This is a genomic window from Paenibacillus sp. E222, assembly GCF_013401555.1.
In the GTDB taxonomy this organism is placed as follows: Bacteria; Bacillota; Bacilli; order Paenibacillales; family Paenibacillaceae; genus Paenibacillus.
This window is the reverse complement of sequence record NZ_CP058552.1, coordinates 1-19300: the sequence shown is the minus strand read 5'-3', so window position 1 is coordinate 19300 and position 19300 is coordinate 1. Positions and strand designations below refer to the sequence as shown.

General features: G+C 44.2%; 18 protein-coding genes and 3 pseudogenes. 19 read left to right on the top strand and 2 right to left on the bottom strand.

Annotation, left to right across the window (positions count from 1 at the left end):
* The first annotated feature begins 282 nt into the window (after positions 1-282).
* Both HW560_RS00080 and HW560_RS00075 read left to right on the top strand, forming a co-directional pair.
* Complete coding sequence (locus HW560_RS00080; RefSeq protein WP_179265709.1) at positions 283-2046, top strand: ABC transporter ATP-binding protein; 1764 nt, start codon at positions 283-285, stop codon at positions 2044-2046.
* Positions 2027-3867, top strand: a pseudogene (locus HW560_RS00075) (ABC transporter ATP-binding protein). The gene HW560_RS00080 and the pseudogene HW560_RS00075 overlap by 20 nt, the downstream one beginning before the upstream one ends.
* Before the next feature lie 195 nt (positions 3868-4062).
* On the opposite strand, the gene HW560_RS00070 reads toward HW560_RS00075, so the two are convergent.
* Positions 4063-6054, bottom strand: coding sequence for a DUF4832 domain-containing protein (locus tag HW560_RS00070; RefSeq protein ID WP_179261374.1), 1992 nt, complete (start codon positions 6052-6054; stop codon positions 4063-4065).
* A 678-nt stretch (positions 6055-6732) separates the two neighbouring features.
* On the opposite strand from HW560_RS00070, the gene HW560_RS00065 reads away from it, so the two are divergent.
* The 17 genes and pseudogenes from HW560_RS00065 to HW560_RS00010 all read left to right on the top strand — a co-directional run bounded on the left by HW560_RS00065 (position 6733) and on the right by HW560_RS00010 (position 15411).
* The gene (locus HW560_RS00065; protein WP_257031565.1) at positions 6733-7662 is read left to right on the top strand and encodes a Gfo/Idh/MocA family protein; all 930 of its coding nucleotides are present in this window, start codon (positions 6733-6735) and stop codon (positions 7660-7662) included.
* Positions 7663-7849: 187 nt separating this feature from the next.
* A complete protein-coding gene (locus tag HW560_RS33605; protein WP_257031564.1) occupies positions 7850-8236 on the top strand; it encodes a carbohydrate ABC transporter permease in 387 nt (128 codons plus the stop codon).
* A 185-nt stretch (positions 8237-8421) separates the two neighbouring features.
* Complete coding sequence (locus HW560_RS33600) at positions 8422-8688, top strand: hypothetical protein (RefSeq protein ID WP_257031563.1); 267 nt, start codon at positions 8422-8424, stop codon at positions 8686-8688.
* Positions 8689-8700: 12 nt separating this feature from the next.
* Entirely contained in the window at positions 8701-9189 is a 489-nt protein-coding gene (locus tag HW560_RS33595; RefSeq protein ID WP_257031562.1) for a carbohydrate ABC transporter permease, read from the top strand.
* Between the two features lie 73 nt (positions 9190-9262).
* Positions 9263-9562, top strand: a complete 300-nt coding sequence (locus tag HW560_RS33590) for an ABC transporter permease family protein (protein ID WP_257031561.1) — start codon at positions 9263-9265, stop codon at positions 9560-9562.
* A gap of 38 nt (positions 9563-9600) precedes the next feature.
* On the top strand, positions 9601-9831 hold the full coding sequence (locus HW560_RS33585) for a hypothetical protein (protein ID WP_257031560.1): 231 nt from the start codon (positions 9601-9603) through the stop codon (positions 9829-9831).
* On the top strand, positions 9809-10201 hold the full coding sequence (locus HW560_RS33580; RefSeq protein ID WP_257031559.1) for an ABC transporter substrate-binding protein: 393 nt from the start codon (positions 9809-9811) through the stop codon (positions 10199-10201). Before HW560_RS33585 ends, HW560_RS33580 begins: the two co-directional genes overlap by 23 nt.
* A 40-nt stretch (positions 10202-10241) precedes the next feature.
* Positions 10242-10472, top strand: a complete 231-nt coding sequence (locus HW560_RS33575) for a hypothetical protein (protein ID WP_257031558.1) — start codon at positions 10242-10244, stop codon at positions 10470-10472.
* Positions 10469-10639 carry a hypothetical protein gene (locus HW560_RS33570; RefSeq protein WP_257031557.1) on the top strand — a complete coding sequence of 57 codons (171 nt, stop codon included), beginning with the start codon at positions 10469-10471 and terminating at the stop codon, positions 10637-10639. The genes HW560_RS33575 and HW560_RS33570 overlap by 4 nt, the downstream gene beginning before the upstream one ends.
* 597 nt (positions 10640-11236) lie before the next feature.
* A complete protein-coding gene (locus HW560_RS00045) occupies positions 11237-11479 on the top strand; it encodes a YhcN/YlaJ family sporulation lipoprotein (RefSeq protein WP_179261371.1) in 243 nt (80 codons plus the stop codon).
* Between the two features lie 35 nt (positions 11480-11514).
* Complete coding sequence (locus HW560_RS00040; protein ID WP_179261369.1) at positions 11515-11841, top strand: hypothetical protein; 327 nt, start codon at positions 11515-11517, stop codon at positions 11839-11841.
* On the top strand, positions 11789-12028 hold the full coding sequence (locus HW560_RS00035) for a YhcN/YlaJ family sporulation lipoprotein (RefSeq protein WP_257031556.1): 240 nt from the start codon (positions 11789-11791) through the stop codon (positions 12026-12028). The genes HW560_RS00040 and HW560_RS00035 overlap by 53 nt, the downstream gene beginning before the upstream one ends.
* A 334-nt stretch (positions 12029-12362) precedes the next feature.
* A pseudogene (locus HW560_RS00030) lies at positions 12363-12491 on the top strand (LuxR C-terminal-related transcriptional regulator); the annotation flags it as partial.
* 104 nt (positions 12492-12595) lie between these two features.
* Positions 12596-12745, top strand: coding sequence for a hypothetical protein (locus HW560_RS00025; RefSeq protein ID WP_179261366.1), 150 nt, complete (start codon positions 12596-12598; stop codon positions 12743-12745).
* A 1011-nt stretch (positions 12746-13756) separates the two neighbouring features.
* Complete coding sequence (locus HW560_RS00020; protein WP_179261365.1) at positions 13757-14398, top strand: hypothetical protein; 642 nt, start codon at positions 13757-13759, stop codon at positions 14396-14398.
* Positions 14391-14993 (top strand): phage lytic cycle repressor MrpR family protein, encoded by a 603-nt coding sequence (locus HW560_RS00015; RefSeq protein ID WP_179261364.1) that lies wholly within the window; start codon positions 14391-14393, stop codon positions 14991-14993. The genes HW560_RS00020 and HW560_RS00015 overlap by 8 nt, the downstream gene beginning before the upstream one ends.
* 247 nt (positions 14994-15240) lie before the next feature.
* Complete coding sequence (locus tag HW560_RS00010; protein WP_179261363.1) at positions 15241-15411, top strand: hypothetical protein; 171 nt, start codon at positions 15241-15243, stop codon at positions 15409-15411.
* 671 nt (positions 15412-16082) lie between these two features.
* On the opposite strand, the pseudogene HW560_RS33460 reads toward HW560_RS00010, so the two are convergent.
* Positions 16083-16196 (bottom strand): annotated as a pseudogene (locus HW560_RS33460) (excalibur calcium-binding domain-containing protein); the annotation flags it as partial.
* Positions 16197-19300 lie beyond the last annotated feature (3104 nt).

The window sequence follows — 19300 nt, the reverse complement described above, 5'->3', positions numbered from 1 at the left end:
ATGAGTTGAGTGTCAATAAACGTATTCGAATTGGAATATCATCGCACCTGGGCAGTCTGCTCAGGTTTTTTGTTGCAGATGAATGTTCACTCCAAGTCTATTTCAGGTTAATAATAAGAAGCATAGAAGATATTAGCGATTTGAAAGTTCAAAATGCGATATAATAGGCGTATTGGATACGTGAAATTTTACATAGATTTATGTAAAGAGACTAACGGAGCTAGCTGCGTGAACATACCAAATCGTCACGAAGATGAAACGCTCTGGGCCGGAGGAATGGTTATGATCAAGCTGTTGTACTACTTGAAGAAGTATCGAGTCGCCGCCATCGCAGCACTGGTCATGATGCTGATTGAATTGACGGTCGAATTGGCTCAACCCTATTTAATCTCAAAGATCATTGATAACGGTATCCAGCAAGGAGATCTGTCAGTGGTTTGGCTATGGGGTGGAGTGCTTGTGGGCAGTGCCGTTGTGGCGTTTGCCGCGGGAATTGCGAGTTCGTTTTTTGCGTCACATGCGAGTCTCGGCTTCGGTTACGATCTGCGGGAGAAGCTGTATGACAAAGTGCAAGCGTTCTCTTATGCAGTGTTTAACCGGTTTGCCACATCATCCCTGATTACCCGGTTGACCGGAGACGTTACACAGGTGCAGGATACGGTGTTTATGAGTCTGCGATTCATGACACGTGTGCCGCTGGTGGTGATTGGGAGCATGATTATGGCGGTTGTGGTGAATCCGAAGCTGGGTCTGCTGCTCGTTGTGATGGTGCCTGTACTGCTCGTGTTTGTCATCTGGATGATCAAAAAGGCAGCGCTGCTGTTCCGCAATGTGCAGCGCAGACTGGATGCCGTCAACGGAGTCATCCAGGAAAATCTGACAGGCATTCGGCTGATCCGTGTCTTCGTCCGGATGGGCCACGAGATTGAACGCTTTGCCGGATATAGCGGCAAGCTGATGAAGGGCACGATCTCCGCGCTGCGCCTGACGGAGACGACGATGCCATTCATGCTGCTCATGATGAATGGTTGTATCATCGCCGTGCTATGGTTTGGACGACGTGACATCACTACCGGAAGTGCAACCGTGGGTGAAGTCGTCGCAGTTATTAACTATCTGCTTCGCACCATTGGCGCCATGTCTGCGCTGTCCTGGATTCTGGTGACCTTCTCCAGAGCGAGTGCTTCGGCACAACGGCTTAACGAAGTTTTTGACACGGAGGAAGTTTCGGATTCGGGTCAATCCATGGATACAGATCGTTCTGCAAAAACGGGTAAAGGGAATCCTGTGATCCAGGGTGGAGTTGATTTTCAGGGTGTAGGGTTCAGTTATCCGGGCAGTGAAATTACCGTATTGGAGGACATTACGTTCTCAGCCAAACGAGGCGAGCGTATCGCCATCATGGGAGCGACAGGCTCGGGTAAATCCTCGCTGGTACAGCTCATTCCAAGGCTCTATACCGAAGATCACGGCGAGGTTCGTATCGATGGTAATGACGCAGAACAGTTGGACATAGCCACATTGCGCGGAGCTATCGGTTATGTGCCCCAGGAGGTGGTCCTCTTTACCGGATCGGTACGGGATAACATCGCCTGGGGCCGGGAGGACGCAACGCTCGAAGAGATTAAGGAAGCAGCGCGGCGTGCCCAGATTCACGAGACCATTGAGAAGCTGCCGAATGGCTATGATACACAGCTGGGTCAGCGAGGAGTCAATCTGTCGGGTGGACAGAAGCAGCGGCTCTCGATTGCCCGTGCATTGATTCGTCGTCCAAGCATCTTGATTCTGGATGACAGTACAAGTGCGCTCGATGTAGCCACGGAAGCAAGGCTGCTGGGCGCACTGGAAGAGCTGTCGTGTACAACGTTTATCATCACGCAGAAGATCAGCTCAACCACCTCTGCGGATCTGATTCTGTTGTTGGACGACGGGCGTCTGATTGGACAGGGGAAACATGAGGATCTGATGGATTCATCCGAATTGTATCGCCGAATCTATGAATCACAATACGGGGAGGGTACACCACATGTTCAAAGCATTCATTGAACCTTTCCGTCAGCCCCCGCCTCCGATTGATCCCGATACGCTGAAGGCAGGAGGAGGTCGCAAGCCGAAGGCAAGGGCGAAGAACTGGTCTGGTACGTTAGGCCGAATCTGGACGTATCTGGCCCGTCGCAAGGTCAAGCTGACGATGGTGCTGCTGATGGTATTTGCTAGTTCTGCACTCGCTTTGCTTGGTCCTTATATGGTCGGTGTGGCCGTGGATAAATTCATTGATGGAGAAGCAACGAGTTCCAGCTGGACGACATTTTTATTGGGTCTGGTGGCAGTCTACGTTTTCTTCTCCCTGACGTCATGGCTGCAAAATATATGGATGATCGAAATTGCACAGGAGACCGTGTTCCGCATGCGGTATGATCTGTTCTCCCATCTGCACAAACTGCCGATTCCATTCTTCGGCAAGCGTCAGCAGGGGAGATCATGAGCCGGGTTACCAACGACATTGAGAATGTCAGCGGTACGCTGAACAGCTCGGCCATCCAGATTTTCTCCAGTGTGTTAACACTGATCGGAACGTTTGGCGTGATGCTCTGGTTAAGTCCGCTGCTGACCTTACTTACATTTATCGTGGTACCACTGATGGCTATCGGCATGCGCTGGATAACGCGCAGAACCGGACCGTTGTTCAAACAGCGTCAACGTAATCTCGGCGAACTCAATGGGTACATTGAGGAAACCTTGTCCGGGCAGAAGATTATCAAGGCGTTCTCTCAGGAGGAGCGGGTCATTCGCGGCTTTGAGGAACGAAATACGAAGATCCGGTTGTCCGGTTTCTGGGCACAGACCATCTCCGGTTTTATTCCAAAGCTGATGAATGGTCTGAACAACCTGAGCTTTGCGATTGTCGCAGGCATTGGCGGGATCTTGGCGATTCAAGGTTCCGTTACCGTCGGCGTGATTATCATCTTCGTAGAATATGCCCGTCAGTTTACCCGTCCGCTCAACGATCTGGCCAACCAGTGGAATACGTTGCTGTCTGCGATTGCCGGGGCAGAGCGTGTGTTCGAGGTATTGGATGAGGATGAGGAAGCGAAGGATGAAGGCGCAGCAGTATCTCTCGAAAAGGTGGAGGGAGCCGTTCGCTTCGACAAGGTATCCTTTGGATACGATGAAGGACGCAATATTTTACATGAAATTAACTTTGAAGCCAAGCCGGGTGAGATGATTGCTCTTGTAGGTCCGACCGGGGCAGGGAAAACAACATTGATTCAGCTGTTATCCCGCTTCTATGATCCTACATCCGGTACACTAACGGTGGATGGACGTGACATTACGACCATTCGGCGCGAGAATTTGCGCTCACATATGGCATTTGTCCTTCAGGATTCATTCCTGTTCCAGGGCACGATTCGTGAAAATATCCGTTTCGGCCGTCTGGATGCGACCGACGAAGAGGTGGAAGCTGCTTCGAGGCTGGCGAATGCCCATTCGTTCATCATACGGATGAAGGACGGGTACGACAAAGTGCTTCAGGCCGACGGAAGTGGCATCAGTCAGGGACAGAAGCAGCTGCTTGCGATTGCCCGGGCAATTCTGGCCGATCCGTCCATTCTTGTATTGGATGAGGCGACCAGCAGCATCGATACCGTCACGGAGATCAAAATCCAGGAAGGGCTGCAGCGCCTGATGCAAGGCCGCACCAGCTTTGTTATCGCTCACAGACTGAACACGATCCGCCAAGCCGATCGTATTCTTGTACTGAAGGATGGTCAGCTCCTGGAGCAGGGTTCGCATGACGCATTGCTGGAACAAGGTGGCTTCTACAGCGAACTGTATTACAGTCAGCTGCGGAACAAGGCGCAATAACGCAGAAGAGCATGGACCAAGAACAATGGCGACCATGCTCTTTTCTGTAGGCTCTATTGGATAGTTTCCAGCTATCCTGGTAAAGAATGTTCAGTTTCTTATACCCGGAAAAGAAAGAGCAGGTATGGAGGGCATGGTGCCCTGCATTCCTGCTCTTTGCATTTGAATTGGATATGAATTGTAGCTTGTGGTAATTTATTTCGTTACACTGCTCAGCTTGAACGAGCCGTCGGTCAGCTTGTTTGTATTGGCAAAGTCTACGCCAGGTTTATTCGTTTCCGGGTCAATGATCGCAATCGCGATATCATAGGTTCCGGCAGCAAGACCGGAGACCGGAATGGAATCGGACAGGGTGTAGGTACCCGTTTTCCACGTGGTCAGATTAACGGTTGTTGTTTTCTTGGCGACCACGGTATTGCCGCTGCGCAGTTGAATTTCAACCGGCCACGCAAATGGGAAGTGCTGTACACCTTTATTCTCCACTTTAATCGTTGTTGTAAACGTGCTTCCGCTAATGGTGGATGGATGCGAAATTTCCTTCACGACAAAGTGGTAACCCATTCGTTTCTTGAGTGCATCCATATTGGCCTGTAAGGCATGATTTAGAGGAAGCGAGGCAGGGGAATTCGGTCCCAGCCAACTTGGTTTGCTAAGCTCCGTTTGACGCAACGTTTCCGTGAATCCGCTGCCGGTAGTTAATGCCGCAAGCATGCCGGAAGCTCCCCCGTAAAATTCGCCTCCTGAGATACGTGTCTCCCAGAAGTTCGGATGTCCTGGCTGCTGCTGGCCGATATCATCCCAATAACCGTTCTGGGTACCTGTGTACCAGCCCCAATCGGCATCAAAGCTGTCTTTATGTCCAAACACATCGTTGAACATGCCCATGACCATGCCTTTGTTATTGGTTTTGGCGAGGGCGATACTGCGCCGGATCAGAACCTGCATTTTGTCCTCTTTGCCAGCAAAAGCATCAATATAATGTTGAACGTACTTGTTCGAGATGTCATTGGTAGGGAAAGCACCCGTGTAATTGGTTTCACCATTGGGTCCGACATAAGGCCACGTATGGAACTCGCCCCAGTGTCCGAGGGAACCGATTTGGACAAAGGTGACCGGACGATCATTCGTGTTGTACCTTGCCGCAATGGCTTCGATGGCTAATTTGTGCCGTTCTTGCAGATAGGTGGAGTTGTAGTTGGGGGAGAAGCCCATGTTGTTTCCCGTACCCATGCCTCCGGTTGTATCGTTGTATACGGTTCCAGGCGATTCTCCGCGGGCAATCATGTCATTGTAGAGCCAGTCGGGAATATCCCGATGAGCCTGTCCTGTCGGGCTGTCCAGAATGAAGCGAAACACCACTTTGACCCCTTTACTTTTCCAGTAGGCAAAATTGTTGGCGGCTTCAATTGCACTAAAATCATATGTGCCTTTGGTAGACTCCAGCTCCTTCCAAGTTACACCAGCATATACAAGCCTGTGTGGCTGTGTATATGTTGTGCTCTTGGCCGAAGGCGCCCAGCCTTTGAATGGATTGTTGAGTGGGCTGTCCAGCTCTACAGGATTCACTACGGTATTGTTCCCTGTACCACCACCCGATCCAGCCGAGGTCAGAAGGTAAGCGGGCAGTGTTTGTCCAGCCGCAGGCAATCTCGACGTATCCGAGCTGTTGTCGATATACCCGACCCGCACTGTGCTGCCAGCACTGATTTGCAGTGTAGAGAGAGGAATAGCGACCTCAATGACGGTGGAGCTGCGGTAGAATTGGGAGCTGGTCAACGTGCTGTTGAAGTTCCAGACCCAGTCCGTTCCGCTGCCGCCGTAGCGGTATAACCCCGTATTTTCAAGCAGCCACTCCACACCTGTAGCTCCCCAACCCGCAGCCTGGTAACCCGTTGACGTATTGTTATCGGTATTGATCCAGAAGTTGCCCATCGTTGTACTCAGACCAGAGCCTTGAATAAGCAGATAGAGATTGGTTCCATCATTGGTCACCTTGAGCGTCTGGGCAGTGCCACTATTGGTGGTGAGAGCACTAACGCTGCTCCAGTCGTTGATATTGCCATCAATGGTGATGGTTGCAGCAGAGGCTTTGGGTAAGGCTCCCGCAGGCAATAGCAGGGTAATCATGAGGACAAAAGCCAAAAACAATCCAAGGCTCCGCTTGCTTTTATCAAATAATCTTGTCATGGTATACCTCCTGAATAATGGATTTTGAATGATACCTCGTTCTGCCCCCCGAATTTCGTTATGAGGGAGCGTTAGGAGAGCTCAACTCCTTTCTGATCCGCATGAAGCAGCAGAATAGTAACGTTTTATGTAAGATTCATGGTAGTAATCGGGGGATAAACAACTAAAAAGATGTGATTTTGGTTTGCGGCAAATTTAAAATGTATTTTTAGTTCTTGGATTCTGTGTCTAAATTGCATTATAGGGGATGGATACGGGAGATTCAACAGAATTTTTTCCAGAATTTATTGTGTTTTCTATTGAAAATAAGCGTGTTCCATTGAATTTTGAACATGAGTACACATGGGAATAATATAATATTTGCCGCAAATAAAAATGAATACAAATTAAAGTATATGATAATACAATAAAAATGTAAACGCTTAATTTATGATGAATAAAGAGTTATACTGTTTAGTAGTATGTGAAATGCACTGCAAATATATTGCCGCAAAATAATTTAAAATTTAGCCAAAATCAATTGACAAGGATTTAAAACTATTTTACTATCGTTACATAGTCACAGTCTTGTTAGATTTATTGACATTGAGTTGGCTTCATGGCATTTGCCGCAAATTAACGAGCAACGGAGAGTGTAAGCATGGGGAAGATAAAAAATGGCTTTTATCGGTGTAGGAGATGGGGTCACATCATTGCATTGGTTTTGATTTGCTTGAGGATAGTGAGGTTCGTTATATCTGTGATATGAATGAAGCCAATGTGGCACGTACGCTGGCTGAACTTAAGAACAGTAATCCTACCATCGTTAGCGATTATCGTGAGCTGCTTGCCAAGGAAGATTTGGATGCGGTGGTCATCAGTGTACCGAACTATTTGCATCGTGAAGTGGCAGTCGCTTTTCTGGAAGCAGGCAAGCATGTATTTCTGGAGAAGCCGGTTGCCCATACCATTGAGGACTGTGATGCCATTATAGAAGCGGCGGAAGCCTCGGGACGGGTATTGCAGATCGGATTGGTATATCGGTATTCGAATCTGTATCGCCGAATGGAGAAGGAACTGGAGAGCGGACGTCTTGGTGACGTGAAATTGATGTGGTGCAAGGAATTCCGTGATCCGTTCCCGCCTGCGGATTGGTTCTATGACAAGACCAAGTCTGGGGGAGCGATTGTAGAGAAGGATTGTCATCACTTCGATATTTTCAACTGGATGATCCAGGCGAAGCCTGTCCGCGTGTTTGCCTCTGGAGGCCAGCATGTCATGAAGCAAGGAGAGCCTAATCGGATTCAGAATTCATACAGTCACTACCCGACGAAAGAAATTTCGGATACCTCCATCGTCGACCATGCCTTTATCACCATTGATTATGATAACGGCAGCAAGGCCAATCTGGGCCTGTGCATGTATTTGAAACCGCGCAATCTGATGGGAGAAGGGCTTGAGATTGGCCTGATCGGAGAGAACGGCGGCCAAATGGTTGCCCGTAATGACAAAACGATTGATATCGTTGGCGGGCAGGACTGGACGAAGGACCATCTCGAGATTGATGTGACGTCGGATTCCATATGGGTGGACACACGGGTGGACAGACCCAGCGCATTGATTTTTTGAAATGTGTACAGGAAGGCAGACAGCCCTTTGCTAGTGCTCAGGTTGGTCGTAACGCGCTGCTTTTGCTCTGGCGGCAGAGAAATCTATTTTGGAAGAACGGTACGTCTATTTAGAAGAAATTTCAGGCTGAGGGGTGTCATCATGACAGGTTGAGAAATATGACACACTGCTGTTTTTTCTCTTCATTTTGCCTTGGATTATCGGATTTATCACCTTTTTCCTGTTTCCTTTCGGGACTTCGGTTTTCTACGCCTTTACGGATGCGAGACTCCCGGGAGCGACCAACTTCAATTTTGTCGGCATTGATAATTTTACGCACATGATGGATGATCCCATCTTCCTGAAAAGCTTGATGAACACGATGTTTTTCGTGGTATTCGGTGTTCCGATCGTAACGGCGGGTATGCTGGGTCTGGCCATGCTGCTTAATTTTAATGTCAAAGGTATTGCCCTGTTCCGTACCTTCTTCTATTTACCGACCCTGGTGCCTATCGTAGCAACGGTCATTATCTGGCGACTGGTATTCAACTCCGAATTCGGCATCCTGAACGCCGACTTGGCGCGCTGGGTATAGGCAAAGTGGACTGGATTGGCGGGGAGCATACGATTAAGCCGGTCATCATCATGCTTCAGGTCTGGATCTCGGGCAGCGGGTTTGATCTTCCTGGCTGCACTGAAAAATGTACCTAGACATTTGTATGAAGCTGCTGCAATTGACGGTGCAAGCGGGATTCGCCGATTTTTCCAATTACACTGCCGATGATCAGTCCTTCCATCCTGTTTGTCATCATTATTCAGACGATGTATAACTTTCAGATGTTTACGGAAGCGCTGCTGCTATCTAAGGGTGGTCCGAACTACTCTGCTTATACGTTTGTCTACAATATTTACAAGTCGGCCTTTACCGATCTGAAATTCAGCATGGCGATGACGCAGTCGATTTTCCTGTTCGCCGTGATCTCGCTTGTCACCCTGATCCTGATGAAAGTATCGAACCGCTTTGTGTATTACGAGGGAGAACGATAGGAGGAGAGTTACATGAACAGCCGAAAAATAGCGGTAAAAGCGTCCAAATATACCATGCTGATTGCAGCATTAATGCTGTTCGCAGGGCCTCTGGTATGGATGCTCTCGACCATGCTGAAAACCAAAGCGGAAACCTACAAGGTACCTCCAACCATCCTGCCGGACACATTCAGTCTGGAAGCCTTTGAACGGTTGTTCGCTGTGCAGCCGATGATGTGGCAGTGGATTCAGAACTCATTTATCATTTCCTTTTTTGTTGCAGCGGGGGCGGTGGTGTCCAGTTCACTTGTGGCTTACGGTTTCTCCCGTTTTGCAACCAAGTACCGGAATATTCTGTTCCCGGTTGTACTTGTTACCTTAATGATTCCTCCATCCATTATGATGATTCCCTCGTACGTCCTTTTTTCCAAGCTGAACTGGATTGATACCTGGTTGCCGCTCATTGTGCCAGCCTGGCTTGGAGGTGCCTATTATATCTTCCTGTTCCGACAGTTTTCATGACGATTCCCCAGGAGCTGGACGAGGCTACATATCTCGATGGCGGCAATCGCTGGACGGATATGCACGAGTCATTATGCCGCTGTCCAAACCCATTATTATGACGACTATTATTTTTGCCTTTGTGAACTCCTGGCTCGATTTTCTGGGGCCGTTCCTGTATATCAAAAATGCAGAAATGTTTACGATGAGCGTAGGCTTGCAGCTGTTGATTGGTCAGACGAGCCAGGATTTGCCGGCGCTTGCTGCAGGTGCATTTATCAGTATTGTACCTATTGGTCTGCTGTATCTGTTTGCACAACGTTATATCGTCGAGGGGGTGTGCTTACGGGCACCAAAGGGTAGAGTGGCTGCCTGCTTTCCGGTTTTCAGGTGACAGGACTTATTGATATGACTTAAAGGGGAGCTGTGTATATGAGAGCGAAGAGTAAACGGCTATTCAATGTTTGGGCACTTGTACTTGCTACAATGGTGGTGATTAGTGGATGTGGAAACGGGGATCGTCCGAAAACGCCGACTCTTCTGATTCCGGCAGCAGCCAGAGCGAACCTGTTACGATCACATACTCCCAGTGGGGGACGGCAGAAGAGCTTCATCGTACCAGGAACTGCTGGATCAGTTCATGAAGGTCAATACCGATATTAAGGTCAAACTCGAAGGCAAGGATTGGGGCAGCTACTGGGACGGACTAACAGCCAATGCAGCTGGGGGCACACTTCCGGACGTGTTCAAAACGAGTTATGCATACGTGGAGAAATACGCCGAGCTGGGCATTTTCAAGGAATTGGACGGCTTGCTCGCGGAAAATCAGTTTGATCTGAACAATGTGGACAAAAGTCTGCTCGGTCTTCACCAATATCAGGGCAAGCAAGTATCCTTGCCTATCGATGCCAACGTCATCGTATGGTATTACAACAAAGCGATTTTTGAGAATGAAGCCACGAATCCTCATAAAGCTCCCGTTCCATCGCTTGAGCCAACGTGGGATGAAATTACTGACATTGCAACCAGCTGACGCTGGATAAGAACGGGAAAAGCGCAGACGAAGCGGGTTTTTGACGCCGGAAACATTGTGCAGTGGGCTTGTCCATTTCACCAGGATCAACGATGGATTGGTTCCTGGAGCCGGAATTGTGGTCCAACGGTGCGAATTGGTGAATGACGATGGCTCCCTTGCGCTTGAGACACCTGAAGCGATGGAAGTGCTGAACTATTTTATCGACTTGACCAAAATAAAAAGATCAACACCACTCCTGCACAGATTGAAGGTTTGGGTGGACAGGTGAATCTTGCGATTACGACATCCAAAGTAGCGATGAATCCGGGTGGCAGCTGGAATACAACCAACTACCAGGAGGCTGGTGTGATTACGGTATCTCCTATTTGCCAAAATTCAAACCAACCAAACGTTGTTCAGCAGCAGGTCTTGCCATCAGCTCCAATACAAAGCTGAAGAGGCGGCTTACAAAGCAAAGCTCTGAACTGAAAGGCACTGTGCCACGCTTTACTTTATCCGTTGAGCAGATCGTTAATGGAGAGGCTGTACAGATGTTTACAGGGGGCTTACTATTCCATCGAAACCGGATCAGATCGGGTAGTCACACCAGACGGTCAGTGGGCTTATCCGATGGATGCAGCTAGTCTGAAGGAAGCTGAACAATTTCCGAATTCCATCCAAAAATCAGAATCAGACGCAACTCTTCTATGAGTGAAGATGATGCGATGCGAATTCCTCATCCAAGTAAGTGAGTGGCCCTTCAACATGATAATGAAGGTTCACACTTGAACAGGATATACGCGGTTATACAGAGCGGTGCTGCACGTTGTGCAAGCATCGCTTTTTTTACGTGGAAGAGAACCCATGGAGTCCAGATAAAGGAGGCTGTTGTTCCATATCCTTTCAGCATATCAGTCCATGCAGAAGAGCATCCTATCCTTGTGACCAAAACCAACATAATTGGAGGATGAGACATGCCAGCAGCCAAAAAGGCGACAGCAATCAGCTTATCTTTGTCTACTGCAATCTTCGTAATGGCCGGATTGACGGGTTGTGAACAACACCAAAGATAACAATCTGCACACCAAAAGTGTTCGTCATGAAGTGAAAGGCATTAACCGTTATGGTGTTGAGTCCAATGGGATGGATGGTATTCGTGCGAAAAGCTATCGGACGCATAACGTCACTAACCTGAAATCCAGTGACGAGCTGGCTAAACGCATTGCGGAAATGAAGGAAGTGAAGTCAGCAAGTGTCATGCTGACCGATCGTAACGCATATGTAGCAGTCCGTTGACAGATGGTCACACTGGCAAATTGGAAAGCAAATCGATGCGTAACCGTGCGAACGGCACGATGCGTACAGAAAGCTACAATCAAGATATGGGCGGGTTGCGTGTACACGGTGGTAATGGAACCATGTCTCCATACAGCACCAGTGGCATAGCACCGGGATTGAACACGAATGCAGCTACGGATCGCAGCCATATGGGCAATGACCGCAGCATCTATGGAACCATGGGAACCGGATCTTATGGCATGATGCGTGGTCTGACGAACAGTGGCAATGCACGTACAATGACCGATGGTCACTACGGGATGAAGAGTGAAACATCGCGTATTGACAGCACGGATGACAACACACCCCGAAGAGATTAAATCCAAAATCTCGGCGAAAATCAAACAATTTGCACCTCACGTGGAGAACGTATACGTGTCAGCTAACCCGGACTTTGTACAACATGTAGAAACGTATTCCAAAGATATTCGTAATGGCAAACCGGTTAGCGGCATGATTAACACGTTCCAATCGATGGTTGAACGTATTTTCCAACGAATGCGTTGAACACAAATCACCGTGACGGCGTGCTTGATGATGGCATCATGCATCGTAATAACTACGATGGCTTGAATCGCATGAATCATCGGTAACTCATAATTGTAAGAACAAGTTGCCTTTGCGCAGATGTTTACATCAGCAGCAAAGGCACACTTGTTTTAATGGACATCATCATGCATCGTCATTGGATCTCATATAAGACTGCCCATTTTTTTGATAAAACTGAACCAACGCCTTGACCTTACATAAGATGAGTTGACTGTATCCCCTTAACCTTGTTACACCAACACAACCCGAGCAAGGAGGGGTGAACATTGAAGGGTATCGATCATAAAAGCAAATTCTGTTGACCCACCGTGAACGCGAAGTATTCGAATTACTGGTTCAGGACAAAACGACGCGTGACATCGCAGGGCAGTTATTCATCAGCGAGAAAACGGTGCGTAACCATATTTCGAATGTGATGCAGTTTGAAATTACCCCCATAATAGATACTACTCAGGGTAGTGACGAGCGGAGTAGAAAGTATGTTCTTGCTCATGGTATAATATTCCTATAAAAGGGAGGTTGTACATGAGATCATTATCGTTAAAGGACAAGCTTATACTTGTTGGTGGCTCTGCATTTCTCATCTTGTTGTACGTTGCTTACAAGACAGACTATAGCTATCAAGGTGTGGGTGATTTTATTGGATACTCATTTGAACATTTATCAGGTTTATAACATCAGTTATTGCACCGCTTAAACCAGAGATACCTCAAATAAACTTCTAACAGCCCTCACACGGCTGTTTTTATTTACCCCTTACAAAATGTGTTCTACATTTAAATAGGTCATAGCTAATCCTAAATCTTCATAATCGTGTCACCCAGTGACACTGTGGTTCCGAATTTCGGAAGTGCAAAATTTTACTACCGTGGTGTCATTTGGTGACACCCTATGGCTGGCTGACATCACGTCAACTCTTACCGACCATTTGATTTACAACTAATATGTATTTTTACGTTTAAAATCACTTTGGCGGGTGCTATACTGTATTTAAGGAGTGAAGATACATATGAAGATAGATAGAATAGAAGTTGAGCAAATCCTTTGACTCATCTTGAAGTAGTTCTTAAAACTAAAAAAGTAAAGCACCAATTACAGGTTCAATTAATCGAATTAAATGTTCCAGTTGAAGAGATTAATTCAATAATATCTAATGTGGAGTCTGTTTCCAATTTAGATGTTCCCATGCTTTATGGCCTGACCAAAGCTTTATATGAAGTAACTGAGGATAACTATTCGACCCAGATAGGTATTTCGGTAAGCGAGAAATTATAGAAGCCGAGAATGTTCTTAGCCAATCAGTTCAAGAAAGAATCACTTTACCTATCCATTTTGAGGAATGTACAAAGATTAAATTTGATAGCTACATCACTAAGATTTCAATTCAAAACTTAGTCAAGTTGTACGACAGCCAGTTAATTATTTATGACGATGAAACACAACGTGGAGTCAACTATAAGACAAACATATCAGGGGGGATAGTTAGGACTCCTATTGTAAACAAAGCCAGTGTTAAAAGGATTGCTGATAAATGGCTTCCAACAGTTATTTTGAAGATATGATCACTCTTAATGCATCTCAAGTGAAGTTGACCCTGTTACGTACAATGAGGAGTCCAACACACTGACAATTAACGAGGGGGCTGTTGTATCCATCCTTGATGGTTTCCATCGCTTACAAGGTGGCGTGGTTGCGCTACAAGTCAATCCATACTTAGACTTGGAGTTGATCCTATCTATACGATCGTATGACCATGAAACAGCGCAGAGATACTTTGGTCAGATTAATACAGTTAACGTGTTGAAGAAGGAAAGAAGAGAAGAGTTAGCTCAAGAAAGGTTGTCTGATAAAGTAGTGGCAAATCTGCAACGTAAGTCTGAAATCGGGAAACAGATTGCATCATCTAACAAAGTAAGTGATTTAGTTGGCGAACTTACAACTTTTGATATCCTTTCTTATGCTGTAGATAAAGTGTTCAAATTGGAAAGGCAATTTGATGTGCTTCAAGTATCGGATTACTTGATAGAATTCGTTGCTTATTTAGTAGGAAGCTATCCAGATGAGTTTTCAATCAATGTAAAACTACGAGGAAGTCACATGATGAGTCACCCCCTTATGTTCATAGGATATATCGTTTTATCCCATTACATGTATGAGAACAAGATTCCTCTACAGAAATTATCTCATTACATTAATAGCATTAATCTAAAAGATGAAAAACTATTGAATCTACTTAACAAGAAGAATGTATTAACCGGAAACAAGCGTATACGTGAAGATATTATCAAGTATTTCGACTCCATATTTAGAGGTGCACAGTGTGAATAAAATCTATGATGAATCCTTCTACAATTCATCCGTGAAAGAACGATACTTGAAAAATCAGAGTCAAGCAGCGAGAATCTCATATGGGCGTGTACTGAAGAGAGCTTCGAGTATTGAGAGCAAATTAGGTCGTGATCTATATGATTTTAACTTGGGCGAGATTAAACAGGTACTCCTTCTATTAAAGTCCACAAAGATGACTACAATCACTGCTACAGGAATCATAATACAAAATTATATAAGATGGGCTATAGAGCAAGATTTACGTACAGACAATATAAATCCACTTGATGCTGTTAGTTCTGATGAATTTTATAGGCAATTTCTAGATACAAGTGAGCCTACATTATTCTCTCACGATGACATCATGGATTGGGTGGATGAGTGCATAAATCATCAAGATAAACTTGCCATACTCGGAATATTTGAAGGGATATATGGCAGACAATACAGTGAACTTTTGACCCTTAAAATGGACAGAGTAAGAGAAGTTAGTAGCGATACGTTGAGTTATGAAGTTGAATTATTCAATGAAACATCAGATGGCAGTAAAGAATCAAGAGTAATACCCATCTCAAACAAACTTTATAACATATGAGAATTGCCAACAATGAAGAGATAAATTTCAAGAATAATGGATTAGAGTTTGAAGGCATGAGAAACAACAAAAACTATCTTACTAAAACGGACTACATAGTTCGTGGCGCGGCTGATGCACGTACAGGTGTTGAGGGTAACGTACCAGCAGCTTCCGCATTGATCAATAGAAGAATAAAGAAGATATCAGAGCTGTACCAAGTTCCAACATTAACGCCTACAATATCAGAAACAGTGGAATGTTATATATGGCATACAAGCTGTATAAAGAAAGTGGTAAGCTTGGCAAAAAGGAGTATTTTGCTATATGTGAAGGTTATAATGTTGGACGTACACGTGAGGGTGGTTTTGTTTATGCTAGATTAAAAAAGGATTTCTTGAACATGGAAAACCTTGAATCAGTCTATGGATTGGAGTAATTTGATCACATGAGGTGGCACTTGGTGTCACCTTTTTGTTTGATACAATAAGCAACTCTAAGCAGTCAGATTTCACTCCCTTGCCCACATCACCTATATGTCATAGTATTTCGGGGAACCCCGATGCAAGTCATTATGTATCAGCTACTTACAGTCCACCCATATGACCAAAATGATAATTTTAACTGTGTACTCGATGTACACATATCTGATCGCGAAATTTGAGGTTGTCGTCAATTTGACGGGAAGCTTTCACGAAAATTTCGGGGAACCGTGTACTAAGTTTCTTCAAAATGTGCAGACACCCAAATCCACTCTAAATAGTGGAAGACAAAAGCACCCCAACCAAATGGAGTGCTTGTATATTACTTATATAGTTCAAGGATCTTCTCTGAATAATATATGATCTGTTCAGTGTATTTCTTTGTCTGCTTGAGGTTTGCTATATGTTCTTTTGAACCTTTAACCATTATACTACTACGTTCAATTTCTAATTTAGCAATCAAATGTTTAAGTTTCTTGATTTGCTTTTGGAAATACGCCACTTTTTCTGCTACAGTACTCTCCTTTTTAGCAGCAGCTTCTACTTTAGGCTGAAGGGAAGGAACTGTAATTACAGTAGAAACCACAGAAAAGCAGATTAAGGCGCTGAAAATTTTAGTTAGTTTTTTCTTCTCACAAGCTACACCATCCCCGTCTCTATCCAATGCTTTACGGTATCCTGGCTCACCTTTGTATAGTGGAGCTTTGCCAGCCTTCCTTACAGCAGTACAGTTCTTGTAATACACTTTTTTTGCTTCAGCTTTAGGTACAGCTATTACTGATACGTTTGCAACCAAAATCGTGGCTAACACAGTAAAAACTAATTTCTTTTTCATACTTTGATACTCCTTCAATGTTTATGTAAGTTGCAAAGATAGTTTACCAAAAATATATGAGTAGTACTACATATTTCCTTTGGATAAAAAGTAAAAAAGAACCCTTATTCAGAGTTCTTAATTCGATGTATGCTCATCGTTTTCCGTATCTGCTACTTCTTCAAACTGAATCAGTTCAGATATGTCTGTGATATCTAGGGCAGCGGCTATTTTCTCTAAGGATACCTAAGTTAATCTCTTGTCTACCCGGCTTGCAGAGTTGCGATATTCTAGCTTGATTGACTCCAGACGTGCTCTCTAATTGTCTTTGAGTGATATTTCTCTGTTTTAGTACATCTTTAAGTTTAATTCTCAGAACGCGCAACTAGAAATTCCCCCTAAAAAACAGTTGACATGATTCGTTTGAGCGAATATTATGTAGAGGTAATTATTATTCGTTTATGCGAATCAAATTATGAGTATCAAACGTTAACACCTGTGTACACATTGTACATCAAATAGCGCAACATTGTACTGTAACTTACATTCATAAGAATAGTATCTTAGTAACAACGTATTTCATGTAACAACTGTAAAATATGCTGTTGGAAAATTTCCCACAAGCAAACTCATCAGAAGGGAGCGAGACAGGTGTACAAACAAACATGGCAAATTAATCACCGACAATTATGTATTCGTACACGTAACGGTACGTGGATAGCACTGAAATCTGTTGCATACGTTTAGTCATCAAAACTAACTTCAAAGGAGACGAATATATAATGACACTCATGAATAAACCATCCACTACTTCACAACAGAGGAGCAAAACTACAATAACAACAACTTTAAATCACAGCTTGGGACGTTTGATGAAATCATGACTGAGTGTGAAATCAAAAAAAAAGCGCTTATGTTGATTGCTGATATGAAAGCAGTTCTTACAACTGGCGAACTCTGCAACGAATTTATGATGCGTATTCCTCACAAACCATCTGGTTCAATATTCACGCTTTACTTGATGAGATGCGTGATGAGCAACTCAAAACAAACTCAATGGAACATGATGTATTTTTGGACATATATTTACTAAATCCGATTGCTGCACTCATCCAATTTTAAGCATAGCGTATCAACGGCTCATCTTGAACGTATCAGGCTGTGGGAATCAACATCAAAGATGTAGTTAGACTGAAGCAATTGGATAATAACATTCATCTTAATGATGTGTTAGAAAAGTTGTATGGTAATTAAAAATTTAAAACAAATGTGACAGGAACTAGATCGGCTCTCTGTCGGGAGACTGTGCCACCGATGATTTTATAGATTATAGATGCAACACTGTACCGTAACATATCTTAAAAATTCATATAACAACTCTAATTATAGAGTGATTGACTTGATAAAATTACAATTTCAACTTGATTTAAATGGTTATAGATGAGTTGAATAGGAGGACATGCATGAACGAATTATACAAGCAGGACTATGAGAACTTACCGCCAGATGAAAAGCAGCTGGAATTATGATCACTATTTACGTACTCGCATAGCAATGATAAATACTTCGTCTCTTACGGTTTAGATGTAGCTATGGTCACAGGGATGATGGAAAGGGCTAAAGAGCTAGATGTAAGATATCAGACCATGATTGACTTGATTGATAAAAAATTGTTACCACCTCTTAGCCAAGAGTTGAATGGGCTGGAGTCATTGTTTGCAGATTTATTTCGTGAGGTGCTTAGACCACTACCAAACGAAATCAAATATTGATAGAGGAGAACGAAATCCAATGCACAGTAACGTGACACTGTTCGAAATGATAATGAGCCTGAATTATACGGAAATTCCGTATCAGTCGCCTAGTAGTAAACTCAGAGCCAATCGTATTAAGCCAAAGAAACAATGTAAGCCTATAACAATTGATTCACGATATAGCCATTTGGTTGCTGAAGGATCGATTAGACTTAAAATTGAACGTAGGATGGCAATACGTAGGAGTTAACATTAATCAGGAAGCAGAAACGAATGATGGAACAGGAGATAACAAGACAAGTTGAATATGATAGATGAGGATGACACAAATGGATGTTGTCCTTTTTACATTATATATTCGTGGTCACAATAAGGACAAAATGCCCACATTGATTCATGACTATATTACTCGTAAGTTTAACCTGAAGCCCCAAACTGAGGGTAACTGTTTAAGGTGAGTTGAAATTCCATCCTTCTTGATTTGGGCGTTATGTCCAACTTGAATACAAGTCTCTAATAATGACCGAAAATTGGCGTGAGTCACAGATCCTATAACAATTGTTTAACATTTCGTAAAATAACGAGATATTCCTCGGAATGGTCTCTAGGACAGTCTGTCCTAGAGTCAACGATCTCCTCTGAAGGGCTACGGTACTATTTCATTTGAAACGAATAACTTACCTTCACTGAGAGAAGAACATTTTTCTCGCGCGAAAATTTTGTCCAACGAGGATTGTATAAGACGTTTGGGTTGAAACCACATCGTTACTCTGAGACAGTAACATTGCTTTATAACTTCAAAGTTCAAAAGAGGTTGGGTTCAGGTTGAACTTGAGTTTACACGGCTACCTTGGCAGTCGATGTGGTCGACAGCGATCATATGTACCACTTCGGGCATTTGATCATTTGATCATATGCTTATTGAATTATTCTAATTTGGTAAAATCCCAAAATATAAACTCAAACCAATTAAGATTCCTTAGTGGTATACAGCTACATTCAGAAAACAATAGGTAGACGGACACTTGTTGTTGTATAATTGTGGTAGCAAAGTAAGTCTATATTGATAGGGACCAGCGTATTATGTGCTGATATTTCAATTTAAATTTCGAGGTTATCTTAGTGAAATAATACTTTCATAAAAAGGATAAATGATTATGCTGTATGACATTAATTCGTATTCAGAGGTTGTAGGTAAGCCATTAAATGTACTGTGAAGGCTCTACATAAGGGTGAATTAGTTCGTAAGGTTACCCTGGAGTACGGGGAAATCTACAA